Origin of the sequence: Acidilobus saccharovorans 345-15 (assembly GCF_000144915.1) — an archaeon.
GTDB lineage: Archaea > Thermoproteota > Thermoprotei_A > Sulfolobales > Acidilobaceae > Acidilobus > Acidilobus saccharovorans.
The window spans coordinates 595,014-607,736 of record NC_014374.1 but is presented as its reverse complement, the minus strand read 5'-3'; the positions used below and the strand labels follow the sequence as shown (position 1 = coordinate 607,736).

Below are 12,723 nucleotides of genomic sequence, written 5' to 3'. Positions count from 1 at the left end.
ACATGTAATGGCAGCATATAAGAGGCTAGGGTCAGTTGCTCAGGCAAAGGCCTAGGGCACGGCAGCGCTGAAGGGCGGCGGCTCGAAGTCGTCACTTTGGCTGCGCGATGCCCGCCGGCGGGGCTAAAACAACTCTCCGATGAAGATTTTTAACGCTAAACGGGGGCCGCCAGTGGGGCGTGCTCCCTGTGTCCCTCCTCCTTCACCCCCGCGGGAGGGCCTCGCTGACAGCCAGGGCCGCCGCCGTCCTCATAATAATTGTCACCGCGGCCTCGGCGCTCCTCACGGGCATCTACGTCCTGCCCGGCGCCTTGGTGAGGGGCAGGCTCATCATAAGGGCCTTCTACCTCAGGGACGGCAGCCCGGTTCAGATAGAAAACGCCTCCTTCTCGGTGTGGGCCTGGGCGCCGACGCAGAAGGGCACCGAGCTCATGCCTATATTCAACGGCACCGGAGGGGAAATTAACATAGACATGTCAAAGCTGCTTGCCTGGGTCGAGGACTGGCTGAGGTACTACGGCCCCGGCGCCATGACCTCCTTCATGCCATCCATAATCGTCTGGGTGATGTACCCCATAGACCTGCCCAACGGCAGCGTTGAGCTGGCCATAGAGCCCCAGCTGGAGCCCCTGAACCTCAGCGTGCCCCTGAGCGGCTCAGGCGCCGTGCTTGAGGTCCAGGTGTCCCACCCCTTCAAGGCCATAGTGGGCCCTGGGCAGCTCAGGCCTAGGGCTGCCTCCGTTGGCGCCGTCATGTCAGCTCAGACAACGACTACTACGACAACAGTGCTCATCACAAACACGACCTCAGCCCTAGGGGGGCAGCTGGGGCGCTGCTGGCACAGTTACTACTATGAGGCCGCGCCTCACGTGCTCTCCTGGTACCCAAACAGCAGCGGCGTGGCCCCCATAAGCCTTGCAGTGGCGGTCCTGCAGCCCAGCCCTGACGCGACTTCAAACAACCTCCAAGTGATGCTGCTGGGCCCTACGGTCCAGTACGTGGGGTTCAACGCGGTCATGATAGCCTCCGGGGCAATAGGCGCCGCGGCCCAGCACTTTAACAGCGCGGGCCTTGAAGCGCTCAGCGAGGCCACCAAGGCCCTGTCGCCGCTTGCGGTCAACCCTTCCCTTTCCTTTGAGTACGTTTCAGTATCTTCATGGGAGGACGGCAACGTTTTTACGGGAGGGCCTGACGTGGCGCAACTCTACGTTGTCGGTCAGATAGCCTTCATAAACTGGACCGTGGTTAAGTACAGCGCCGCCTGCGACAGGGTTGTTGACTATATACACGCCTGGTACTTGGGCCCCCTCGTGACTGCCGTAAACGTCTACAGGAGCGGCACGGGTGTAGCGCCTATAGTGCACCTCTGGTATAGCTACGTGAACCCCGTGAACCTCAGCGCCTGGGCCGAGGAGAGCGCGCTGGCCTACGAGGCCTCCCAGGGAAACGAGGGCGCAGCTGAAATACTGGGAAGCCTCGAGGTCGCCTACCCGCCGCCCCCAACGCCGGCCCCCATCTTCTGGGGCTCGTACGACGTCAACCTCACGCCCCTTAAGGTTGTGCCCACCTTCGGGAGCCTCTCCATTAGCTACACCAGCCTCGAGGTCGACGGGCCCGAGAGCACCTACGCGGTGGGCCTTGACGTGGGATCCATAGCTGTTTCAGCCCTGGGGGACCTCGCCTGCGACGGCGCCCCGTGCGGCCCCCTGCTGGCCGGGGCCCTCGAGCCTATCACCTTTGGAACCCACACCTTTGCCGTCGACAGCGATATTATAAGCGTCCAGGACGGCCTCAAGAGCCCGCCCGTCTACGTCTACTTCAGCAACCTGACCCCGGTTTACTATAATTACTGCTCTGGCATTAACTTCACCATGCCCCATAACATAATCTACGTGACGTTTAATGGGTCCGCCGGCTGAAGCGCCTTTACAAGAGTTTAGAAGCTTCACTTTCACGGGCGTGCCAGAGGGGAAGCCTAGAAGCGGTTACCAAAAAAGGAGAAGTAAAGTGATTACCAAAAAACTTCGTAAGCTAGGGGATCGTCACTTCTTCTCTGCCTGCTGGCCTCCCTGCTGCTCCACGGGCTGGCCAAGCACTGAATACGGGTACTGGCTGTAGATGACGGCAGCTATCACCAGCAGTATCACAGTTATTATACCTACTGAGGCCACCTGCCAGCCCGTCAGCGGGGTCGTAGTGGCGTCGTGCGTCACTATTGCAGCTATCACCAGCTGCATTATGAAGGCTATTATGAATATCGCCTTGAAGGTCCTGTCCATCTTGTCCAGGGTCTCCTCGCTCACCTTCGCCATCTCCATCACCTCCTCCTCTGGTAGTAAACCCTGCCGACCAGCACCATGCTCAGGAACACGAAGCCGGCGAACTCGAGGCCGCTGAGGGCCATCTCAAGGCCTCCGCTCAGTATGTGCCCGCTGGCGCAGCCGTCAGCCATCCTGGCGCCGAGCAGCATCAGGTACGCCCCTCCGAAGCTGCCCAGGAACCTCACTGCGCTGTTGGTGCCGAACCTCTCGGCCCAGCTGGGCGGTATTATGTTCCTGAAGGCCGTGAACCTCCTGGTCAGGAATATGGCTGCGAAGAAGCTGCCCATCAGCGTGCCTATGTCGCTGTAGGGCTCCCACCCTATGCCCTTGAACACTATCTTGCTGTAGGCGAAGTTGGGCATGAAGAGGTGGCCAGCTATCCAGCTGTCCGTGGTAGACTCCCCGAATATCTGGTGCAGGAACATCTCCGCAACCACCGTGAGGGCCACTATGCCCGCCACGGAGACCATGAACCACCTGGTCACGTTGCTCTCAACCGCGTAGTACTCGTTGAGCTTCTGCGCCAGGCTCCCCTTCTTGTATGGCAGTGCGCCGTCCGTGAGGTACCTCGCGGTGTCCTCGTGCATCTTCATCTCAACGGGCGTCACCCTCTTCTCAATGTTGGCCCTCAGGCAGCTCCTCGAGCCTCCCCTGTACCTCGGCACGTAGTACGCTATGAGGAACATTATTATGCCGTAGACGAGTGCTATGCCGAACAGTGAGTACCTGTTAAGCCCAGGCCACGGCACCAGGTACTCCGCCCCGCTCGGGTGAGTTGCGCCTATTATCTGGCTGCCGAAGTTGAGCGTCCCCACGAGCGCCTTCCTTATGGCCGGGTCCTGGTACATCGCCGTCCACGTCGCGGCCCCGAGTATAGCGCCGAACAGCGCGTAGACGGCGTCCCTCCTGCCCTCGCCGAGGGCCATCCATATGGATCCTGGGAAGTAGCCTGAGAGTGCCAGCCCTGAGCCGAAGAGCACGCCTCCAAGGCCAACTCCTATCACGTAGAGGGGCTTGGGGCCCCAGTGGAAGCCCACACCAAGGGCGTAGAGGCCGAAGAGCACTGGCGTGCCTATTGCAAACCCGAGGGCTATGCAGTCAAGGAACAGCCTGTCCTCCCACTTCGCAAGGCGTATCAGCGTCTCAGGGTTTGCGATGCCCCAGGCCTCCGCCGCGGCCCCTATTATGAAGCCTATTATGAGGCCCACCCACATGGGGGCCGTGTATGTTATCAACCTACGCCTCACCTCACTAAGGTTATTTGACTAAATTAGCTAGAATCGTAAACGGAGGTTTTACACCAAATACGTTATAATTACAAATATCGTTTAATAACTTATTAAAAAATTGTATTAAAATAAAAAATATGTCGAAAAGTAATCTAAAGCTTCTAATATATATAAGCGTTCTTTTTATTTAAAAGCTAGTTAATTCCTAAAGTGCTATTATGACTTGAGCTCCACGCCAACGCTTTAAAACTCTGGGGCCCAGGGCCAAAGTGTGGTCGCCTTGAGCTCCATAGACGACGTGCTCAGAAGGAAGGAGGACGAGTCCCTCAGGAAGCTTAAGGAGGGCTACGAGCAGTACCTCAAGTCCATAAGGGACATGAAGGAGCAGGCCCTGAGGGAGGCCTCCAGGAGGCTGGACGAGGCGGCCAAGGAGTTCGTCAGGTCGCTCACGGGGTAACTGACTTGTCCCGCCCCTGGAGGTACCCCAGGGAGTACCTCAGGCTAGTGTCAATAGTGACCTCATTCGCGGCCATCCTAACCCCCCTGGACAGCACAATAGTCAGCGTCTCCCTGCCGGCCATAGCCAGGGGCTCGCACGCCAACTACCTGGAGACCATCTGGGTCCCCGTGGGGTACCTGGCCTCGCTCTCGGCGTTCCTCCTGCTCTTCGGCAGGCTTGGCGACGTGCGTGGCAGGAAGAGAGTGTTCACCGTGGGCTTCCTTATATTCACCGTTGGCACGATCATGTGCGCCCTCTCGGTCAACGGCCTCGAGCTCGACGCCTGGAGGGCCGTGCAGGGCCTCGGGGCCGCCATGATACTGTCCAACAGCGGCGCCATAATTACCGAGGCCTACCCGCCGTGGGAGAGGGGCAAGGCCTTCGGCTACTGGACGCTTGCGGTCTACACTGGAACAACTGTAGGGCCCGTGGTGGGAGGCGCAATAACAAGCTTCAGGTACATAGCTGGGGTGCCGAGCTGGAGGTGGGTCTTCCTGGTCACTGTGCCCCTTGCCGCCCTCGGCTACGCCCTGTCCCAGGCGTACCTTAAGGAGTCGGAGCGCGTTGACGAGCCTGTAGACGTGCTCGGGGGGCTGCTGGCGGCCGCAGGGATATGGCTCACCCTCATGGGCCTCACCGCCGGGGCCTTCGAGGGCTGGTCCCCTGAGTACCTCTCGCTGCTGGCGGCCGGGCTCGCCCTCATCTCAGCGTTCGCTGTCAGGGAGTCGAGGCTTGGGCCGCGCGCCCTCCTGGACCTCAGGCTCTTCAGGTCAGTGCCCTTCTCCGCGGGGAACCTGGCGGCCCTCCTGAACTACGCTGGATATTTCTTCGTGCCCTTCTTCCTAAGCTACTACATGATAGAGGTCCTGGGCATAGGGCCCATATACGTGAGCCTCGCCCTCCTCTCCCTGTCGCTGGCCATGGTTGTCCTCTCCCCCATAAGCGGGAGGCTCTCGGACAGGGTGGGGGCGAGGCCGCTCGCCACCGCTGGGATGGCAATAATAGCGGTCGGCCTGGCCCTCCTGATGCAGCTCGGCCTGAGGGCGTCGCTGCAGGACATAACGTGGAGGGCCGTGCTCCTGGGCATTGGCATGGGCCTCTTCTCAAGCCCTAACACCGCGTCCGTCATGGGCGCGGCCCCAAGGGACAGGCTCTCAGTGGCCTCGGGCACGCTGAACCTGATGAGGTTCGCGGGGCAGTCGCTGAGCCTGGCCCTCGCGAGCGCCCTGGCGGCCTCCTACATTCCAAGGGGGGTCCTCGTGACCATATTCACAGGGCTGCCGGCGGCCCAGGCCGCCAGCGCGGTGAGCTTCGTGCGCGGCCTCAGGGCAATATACATGGTTATGATATGGCTAGTGGTGGCCGGCGCCGTGGCGTCAGCCATAAGGGGCAGGAGCTGATCGCCTACAGGAAAAGAAAAAATGACTATGATTACAATGATTATATATGCCTCTGTCACGAAGAGGAGGTCGTGGTCGAGGCGTAGTACGACTTCAATATGCTTATGTACTGCGCTGCCACCGAGTTGAGCACCTGCTGCGGGCTCTGGCTGGTCGGGTTCTCAAGGTAGTTCAGCAGCGCGTTGCCGAGGGCGTTGCCGAGCTGTAAGGTGACCGGCACCAGCGGCTCCCACGCGTTGCCGTACTCAGCCGAGATCTCGTTGGCCAGCAGCCAGTTCTTCTCGTAGGCCGGCACCGAGGAGTTCGACAGCAGCACGCTGTAGGCCTGCTTCGATATCGGGAACAGGCCCAGCTTCAGGAACATCTCCTCCTGCACCTGCGGCGACTCTACGAACTGCAGGAACTCAAGGGCGAGCTGCTTGTTCTGCGAGTACCTGCTTATGCCAAAGTAGGTGCCCCCTGCCATGGAGTAGTTGCCCGGGAGCGGGGCCAGGCCTATCTCGCTTGGGCTCACGTTCTGGGCAAGTATGGCGGCCAGCCTTGAGGCGTAGTTCACGGCCGCGGGGCCGTAGCCCTCGGCGAAGAGCTCAGGCGTGTTGTCAAACGACACCTGGAACACAGTCGGCGAGGGCTCGTAGCTGACCAGCTCCCTGAGTATCTCAAGGGCCTGGACCCCGGCCGAGGTGTTTATGGCGGGCGGCGGGAACGGGTAGGTCCAGCCCTTGGGGTAGCAGCCGTAGAACTCTATGCCGAAGCCGGGTATTCCATGTATTGTGCCGCAGTTGAGGCTCTGGTTGTGTATGTAGAACCAGCCGTATATGGACTCGAAGCTCGAGTCGAGGTCGCCGCCGGCCGTGTCGTCCATTATGAGGACGCCGTACTTGGTTATGTTGTGGCTCACGAAGAACTGGCTCACGTCAACCACGACGGTCCAGTTGTGCCAGGTCCACGGGTTCAGCTGCATGTGGTACTCGTTGTAGAACTCCTGCTGCAGGGTGGCGTTGTCGAAGTACTTGGTGTTGTATATTATGAGCACGTTTGAGACCCAGGGGGCCACGCCAACCATCTCTGAGGTGTTGGTGGTGGCGTTATATATCACGCCGCCGAAGCTCTCAGCCGGCCAGAGTATGTCGCTGGTGTTTATCACCGACGAGTTCAGCGGCACCAGGTAGGGCGCCAGCAGCCTCGCGCTGGTGGGAGTGAACGTCACTATGTCATAGGAGCTCTCGCCGGCCTTCAGGACTGTGAGCTCGTTTGTTATGTACTCCGTGAACGGGTAGGCGTCGACCTTGATTACAACGCCGGGGTGCTCCTGCTCGAAGAGCTGGGCGGCCATGCTGAGGAACTGCTGCGGCGCGCCGGTGTAGGTCGCTATCGTTAGCGTGACCTGCTGCGAGCTCGCTGACGTTGAAGTTGTGGTCGTAGATGTGGTTGTTGGCGTCGGCTTTGTTGAAGTTGTGACCTTAGAGGGCCTGTGCGTGTAATATATAGCGAGGCCGGCCACCGCGACAATAATTATTACAACAACTATGGCCGCCAGGGCGGCCGTGGAGATCGAGCCGCGACTATTTCCCAAAACCGAACCCGTCTGACCCCTGGGATTACTCAGCTATAAAAGGCTCCCTCCCGCTGGCTACCTATTAAAACGTAATGTAGGTAATTTACCTAAAGGTCCATAAGCCTATAGAGGCTACGGCGTGCCGAAGGCCCTTATGTAGGAGCCCAGCGCGGCCTGGTTGAACGGGGCCGCCACAAGCTCTATGTCGCAGCACTCCATGGATATCCTCCTGACGTTGAACGTCCTGAGCGGGGCCCTGTGGAGCGGGGAGTTAACGACGACCGTATGGTACTCCCCGTTCTCGCCAAGGGGGTCAGCCCCGTCGCTCTTGGCAAGGGACAGGAACCACTCTGAGTTGTGCCTGTCCACTACCTCGCCGACGGCCCTCCTCAGGGCCCTTGTCCTGGCCCCCAGGACCTTCATGGAGTAGCCCTCCTCAAGGTCCTTCATGAGTATCTCCAGCGTGTCCTGGCCCCACAGGGGCTCGAGGAGCGACGCCCCGGCCTCCGAGGCCAGGGACTCCATGTACTTGAGGTGGTCCTCAACGAAGACGTCGCCAGCTATGAGTTTGTCAGCGTTCAGCTTCCTCAGCAGGTCGGCAGTCTCCTCAAACTCCTTGCCCCTGTCAAGCCTCGCGACGACTATGGGCTTTCCTATGAGCGAGGCCTCGGCTATGGTGGCGCCGACGTTCTCTATGTGGGGGCTCGGCTCAGGGAAGTCGTACACAAGGAACAGGAGGATGTCAACGGGCCAGGCCAGCGAGGCGGCCCTCAGCCCGTCCTTGCCGCCGGAGAACATGGCGACCCTGCTTCCCATCCTGATCCCAGCACAGCCAGGGTCCAAGGGATTAAATGCCTAAGGCTTTACCGAGGCTATGGCCTCGAGGTACCAGGGCTCCAGGGAGCCCCCCTTCTCCCTTATTGCGTTTAGGCACCTGTCCCTTACCTTGGCCACCTCGGCCTTACCGTGATAGACGTCGCCCTCGCACTCAAGGTTAAGCCCGACCTTCTCGCCTATCCTTATGGCAGCGTAGTTGTCCCCGTGCATGTAGGCCTCCATGGTCTTGATCCCCCTCCTGTAGGCCTCAAGTATCAGCAGGGCGGCTATCACTGTGGCCAGCCCCCTCCTCCTGTGCTCCTCCTTCACTGCGAAGGCCAGCTCGGCGCTCCTGCAGTCCGAGAAGCCCTCGCCCAGGGCAACTATGTCATTGCCAAGGAATGCGCCTATGGCGTAGTTGCACTGCCCCGAGAAGAGCCTCCTGGCGTGCCCCTCGAAGTCCTTGAATATCCCCAGGAACCTGTAGTAGAGCGAGAAGGCGTCCAGTGACGAGTAGAACTCCACCACGTACTTGGCGTCCTCGGGGCAGAGGAGCTCAATGGAGTAGCTGCCCAGGGCTGCGAGCCTCTCCCTCCTGCAGGAGCTCAAGGGTCCACCGCGCTAAAAATGCGAGATAACAAATATATAAATTGAGGAAAAATGGCCCGTGAGATCATGGTTACTGGCACTCCTGTGGGAGAGCCCCTCAGGCGATAAGTTAAAGGAGGGCCGTAAATTAAAAAAGTCAAGCTATTAAAGTAAAGGGTCCCCTGGGCCTCAGGTTGGCAGCGCCTGCCCCCTGGCGACCCAGTTAATCAGCAGGGCGGCCCCGAGGTAGAGCGCGTCAAGTCCAGTTATGACGCCTATCCACCCCCCTGCCCTGGTTATGGCCGCGCTGCCGGAGAAGAACGCCGCTCCCAGGACCCAGAAGGTCAGGGTCAGCAGGGCCAGCACTGAAGTGAGCACCCTGGCCTTGGCCATGTAGGCGCCCACCGCGTAGATCAAGGTCAGCACCCCCCAGAGCACGAACCACGCCCCGAGCTCGGCCCCGCTCATGCTGAACACTGAGGGGTCCCAGCTGCTCAACACGAAGGCCATGGCCAGCCCGATCCAGAAGAGGCCGTAGGTGCTGAAGGCCGTGCCCCCGAGCATGTTGCCCCTCTTGAAGTCCATCCAGCCCGCGAAGACCTGGGCGGCCCCTCCCCAGAAGAAGGCGTAGGCCAGGGTGAGCCCCGCAGTTGATATTAGGCCAGCGTTGTGAAGGCTGAGCACTATGGTCGTCAGGGCGAAGCCCCAGAGGCCCAGGGAGCTGGGGTCCGCGAAGGGCTGGTCCTGGCTCAAGGTCTCACCTCATCTGCGACTTGAACTCGTCCCAAGCCCTCTTGAGCTCGTCGACCGCGGTGGGGTCCTCGAGGGTTGTCGTGTCGCCCAGCGGCCTGCCCTCCATTATGTCCTTCAGCAGCCTCCTCATTATTTTGCCGCTCCTCGTCTTTGGCAGCTTGCTCACGAACAGTATCGCCTGAGGGGTCGCTATGGGCCCTATGTTGGTCCTTATCATGTCTATGAGCTCCTTCTTCAGATCCTCGCTGGGCCTGTAGCCCGCCTTGAGCACCACCGCGGCCACGGGCACCTCACCCTTTATCGGGTCAGGGACGCCTATGACGGCCGCCTCGGCGACGGCGGGGTGCTTTATCAGCGTGTCCTCTAGCTCCGCCGTGCCTATCCTGTGGCCAGCCACCTTGAGGACCTCGTCGGCCCTGCCCAGCAGCCAGAAGTAGCCCTCCTCATCCTTGACCGCGTAGTCGCCAGGGTAGAAGTAGCCGGGGAACCTTGACCAGTAGGTCTTGACGTACCTCTCAGGGTCGCCCCAGACGCCGAGCAGCATGCCGGGCCACGGCCTCTTTATGACCAGGTACCCCTTGACGCCCGGCGGCGTGGGTTTCCCGCTCTCGTCAAGCACGTCGGCTTCTATGCCAGGCATCGGGAAGGTGGCTGAGCCCGGCTTGAGCTGCACAAGCGATATCCCGGGGGCCGGAGCTATCATTGCGGCCCCTGTCTCCGTCATCCACCAGGTGTCCACTATTGGGCACTTCCCCCTGCCGACTACCTCAAAGTACCACTTCCAGACGTCGGGGTTTATGGGCTCGCCCACGGTGCCGAGTATCCTCAGAGTCGAGAGGTCGTGCTTCTTGACCCACTCGTCGCCGTACTGCCTCAGCATCCTAAGGGCAGTCGGGCTCGTGTAGAATATCGTGACCCCATACCTCTCCACTATCTGCCACGGTCTGTCGGGCTGCGGGTAGTCTATGGCCCCCTCATACATCACCTCCGTCGCGCCGTTGAGCAGCGGGCCGTAGACTATGTAGGTGTGCCCCGTTATCCAGCCCACGTCAGCCATGGTCCAGTGCACGTCCTCGGGCCTTATGTCCCAGTTCCACTTGAACACGTTGTAGACGTAAACCATGTAGCCGCCCACGCTGTGCATTATCCCCTTTGGCTTGCCGGTGGTCCCGCTGGTGTACAGTATGAAGAGGACGTCATCGGCCTTCCTCGGGACGGGCTTAACGTAGGTGTTCTCAGGGTACTTTGAGACGAGCTCGTGGTACCAGACGTCCCTGCCCTCGTTCCAGGCCACCTGGTTGCCCAGCCTCCTGACAACTATGACCTTGTCGACCTTTGCCCCCCTCTCCTCGGCCAGCCTAACGCCCTCGTCGGCGTTCTTCTTGAGCTCGACGACCTTTCCCTTCCTCCAGTAGCCGTCGGCAGTTATGAGGACCCTCGACTTGGCGTCCACTATCCTGTCCGCCAGGGCTGACGGGCTGAAGCCCGAGAAGACCACGCTGTGTATCCCGCCTATCCTGGTGACCGCCAACATGGATATCGGGAGCTCGGGTATCATCGGTAGGTATATTGTGACCGTGTCGTTGGGCTTGACGCCCAGGTCCTGCAGCGCCCTGGCGAACTTGTTGACCTCGCGGAACAGGTCCCTGTAGCTGAGCACCCTCGTGGTGCCGTCCTCCCCCTCCCAGTAGTAGGCGACCTTGTTGGCCACGTGCGTGTTCATCCACCTGTCCAGGGCGTTCAGGTTTACGTTGGTCTCGCCGCCGACGAACCAGCGGTAGAAGGGCGGGTTGGAGTCGTCAAGCACCCTGTCCCAGGTGCGGTACCACACCAGCTCCCTCGCCCTCTCGTCCCAGAACCTCATGGGGTCGGCCAGGCTCTGCCTCCAGAAGTCGACGTACTTGTTGTGGTACGGGTGGTACTTCTCGCCGTAGGGCAGGAGCTCTATCTCCTGTTTAGAAGGCGACTCGGACAAGGACTCCACCTCCCTCTGTCCACTCCGTTCACTTGTATACACTATTGGATTAGTTTAAAAGATTTCTATGGTGGGCTTATATGTAAATATTCCCACTATTTTATAATTTAAAAAGCACTTTTATGACGTCAGAGCCCCACGCCGTCGTAGAGCGGCGTGACGCAGGACGCCCTGAAGACCTCCTCGGCGACGCCGTGGGCGTAGCCCTCGAGCTCCTTGCCCCTCCAGCCGGAGGCGAGGAGGGTCATGAAGACCTCCTCCATGTACTCCCTCAGGCTGGAGTTCGCTACTGCCGGGTAGTCGGAGCCGTAGAGGACCCTCCCAGCAGGGAAGTCCCTGAGCACCACGGGCACCAGCTGCGGGGGCAGGGCCGAGGTGTCAACGTAGACGCTTTCGAACCTCCTGGCAAGCGAGAGGGCCTCCTCAAAGAAGACGCCCGGGGCTATTGCGCTGTAGCCGCCGGCGTGGGCCACTATAACAGTGGCGTCCCTGTGCCTGGAGAGGAGCGGCTCAAGCTTTGAGGGGTCGCCGTACTTGCAGTACCTCGGCAGCTCCCATATGCCGGGGTCGCAGCCCCCGTGGACCACGACAGGAACCCCCTTCCTCTCGGCCACTTCTATCACTGCCTCCACCTGCTCCGAGCTGAGGTACTTGAGGAAGAGCGTCGAGATAACCTTGAAGCCCCTGAAGCCCAGGGAGACTGCCTCCTCGAGCTGCCTCGCGAGCTCGTCCGGGCCCAGGCTCAGGTTGGCCGGGTACATAACCGGGAAGTTCACTACCCCGGCGAGCTCGGAGTGCCTGGCAAAGGAGCAGAAGCTCTCGGAGAGCTTAACGGCTGAGAGGTAGAGGCTCTCGGGCTCCAGCTGGTCCATTATGTCGCCGGCCAGCTTCTCTATGAGGCCCCTCACCCTCTCGTGCTCGCTCTTAACCTCCTCGAGCGGTATGGAGGCCAGGATCTCCTTGAACGGCGGTATGCCCAGCAGCACTGCGCCGCCGACGCCGCTCTCCACGAGCCCCCTTATGTAGCTGTTGACCTCGCCCCTCTCCCTGAGCAGCGGCATGTGGACGTGGGCGTCCACTACGCACTCTACCGGCACGTCTGCCCTCATCAGCCGCGCCTGTGCCGCTGGTGGGCAAGTGAAGTTAATATGTACACAGCAGTGTGCCCTCATGAAGACTTGCGACAGGGCACAAGCCTGTTGGCCGTGAGGTAAGCCTGTATGTCCTGGCCTGGCAGGAAGTAGTAGGACCTGCAGGGCCCTCCCGAGGTTGCCTTGACGAGCATGACCAGCCCCTTCCTCACCAGCGAGGTCAGCGAGTACCCCAGGGAGCCTATGGAGATGCCCACGCTCGCCGCTATCTCCTCCCTGGTGTGGAGCCCCCTGGAGATGGCGTCCATTATGGCCCTCTGCACCGCGCCTACCTTCCTCGACCTGCCGTCGACGCCCATGAGCGCCTTGGAGACCCAGAGCACGGCGGGGCCCTCAACGACTATGCTGCCGTCGTCGTAGCATGTGACGTTGCCGAACTTAACTGAGACCCCTATTGAGTTGCACTGGACCTGCTTTGCCAAGACGCACCCCG

At 60.5% G+C, this 12,723-nt stretch carries 12 protein-coding genes; 3 read left to right on the top strand and 9 right to left on the bottom strand.

Going from position 1 to position 12,723, the window contains the following annotated elements; all coding sequences use genetic code 11:
- Window positions 1-179 precede the first annotated feature (179 nt).
- Complete coding sequence (locus ASAC_RS03090) at window positions 180-1,919, top strand: hypothetical protein (RefSeq protein ID WP_048812765.1); 1,740 nt, start codon at window positions 180-182, stop codon at window positions 1,917-1,919.
- 123 nt (window positions 1,920-2,042) lie between these two features.
- On the opposite strand, the gene ASAC_RS03085 is transcribed toward ASAC_RS03090, so the two are convergent.
- Together ASAC_RS03085 and ASAC_RS03080 are read right to left on the bottom strand one after the other, a co-directional pair.
- A complete protein-coding gene (locus ASAC_RS03085; RefSeq protein ID WP_202965463.1) occupies window positions 2,043-2,312 on the bottom strand; it encodes a hypothetical protein in 270 nt (89 codons plus the stop codon).
- Between the two features lie 5 nt (window positions 2,313-2,317).
- Window positions 2,318-3,556, bottom strand: coding sequence for a YeeE/YedE thiosulfate transporter family protein (locus tag ASAC_RS03080; RefSeq protein ID WP_013266523.1), 1,239 nt, complete (start codon window positions 3,554-3,556; stop codon window positions 2,318-2,320).
- Window positions 3,557-3,830: 274 nt separating this feature from the next.
- Between ASAC_RS03080 and ASAC_RS07840 the strand changes: the two genes are divergently transcribed.
- Together ASAC_RS07840 and ASAC_RS03075 are read left to right on the top strand one after the other, a co-directional pair.
- A complete protein-coding gene (locus ASAC_RS07840; protein ID WP_158303782.1) occupies window positions 3,831-4,007 on the top strand; it encodes a hypothetical protein in 177 nt (58 codons plus the stop codon).
- 5 nt (window positions 4,008-4,012) lie between these two features.
- Window positions 4,013-5,449: an MFS transporter gene (locus ASAC_RS03075; protein ID WP_013266521.1), complete on the top strand. Its 1,437-nt coding sequence runs from the start codon at window positions 4,013-4,015 to the stop codon at window positions 5,447-5,449.
- Window positions 5,450-5,504: 55 nt separating this feature from the next.
- Here the strand turns inward: ASAC_RS03075 and ASAC_RS03070 are convergent, their stop codons facing one another.
- The 7 genes from ASAC_RS03070 to ASAC_RS03040 all read right to left on the bottom strand — a co-directional run bounded on the left by ASAC_RS03070 (window position 5,505) and on the right by ASAC_RS03040 (window position 12,712).
- Entirely contained in the window at window positions 5,505-7,025 is a 1,521-nt protein-coding gene (locus tag ASAC_RS03070; RefSeq protein WP_013266520.1) for an ABC transporter substrate-binding protein, read from the bottom strand.
- Window positions 7,026-7,139: 114 nt separating this feature from the next.
- Entirely contained in the window at window positions 7,140-7,823 is a 684-nt protein-coding gene (locus tag ASAC_RS03065; RefSeq protein WP_013266519.1) for a TTX_0299 family putative ATP pyrophosphatase, read from the bottom strand.
- 39 nt (window positions 7,824-7,862) lie between these two features.
- On the bottom strand, window positions 7,863-8,432 hold the full coding sequence (locus tag ASAC_RS03060) for a GNAT family N-acetyltransferase (RefSeq protein ID WP_013266518.1): 570 nt from the start codon (window positions 8,430-8,432) through the stop codon (window positions 7,863-7,865).
- A gap of 168 nt (window positions 8,433-8,600) precedes the next feature.
- Window positions 8,601-9,164, bottom strand: a complete 564-nt coding sequence (locus ASAC_RS03055) for an acetate uptake transporter (protein WP_013266517.1) — start codon at window positions 9,162-9,164, stop codon at window positions 8,601-8,603.
- Window positions 9,165-9,168: 4 nt separating this feature from the next.
- Entirely contained in the window at window positions 9,169-11,148 is a 1,980-nt protein-coding gene (gene acs / locus ASAC_RS03050; RefSeq protein ID WP_013266516.1) for an acetate--CoA ligase, read from the bottom strand.
- A gap of 119 nt (window positions 11,149-11,267) precedes the next feature.
- A complete protein-coding gene (locus tag ASAC_RS03045; RefSeq protein ID WP_013266515.1) occupies window positions 11,268-12,248 on the bottom strand; it encodes an amidohydrolase family protein in 981 nt (326 codons plus the stop codon).
- Window positions 12,249-12,307: 59 nt separating this feature from the next.
- A complete protein-coding gene (locus tag ASAC_RS03040) occupies window positions 12,308-12,712 on the bottom strand; it encodes a helix-turn-helix domain-containing protein (RefSeq protein ID WP_013266514.1) in 405 nt (134 codons plus the stop codon).
- Window positions 12,713-12,723 lie beyond the last annotated feature (11 nt).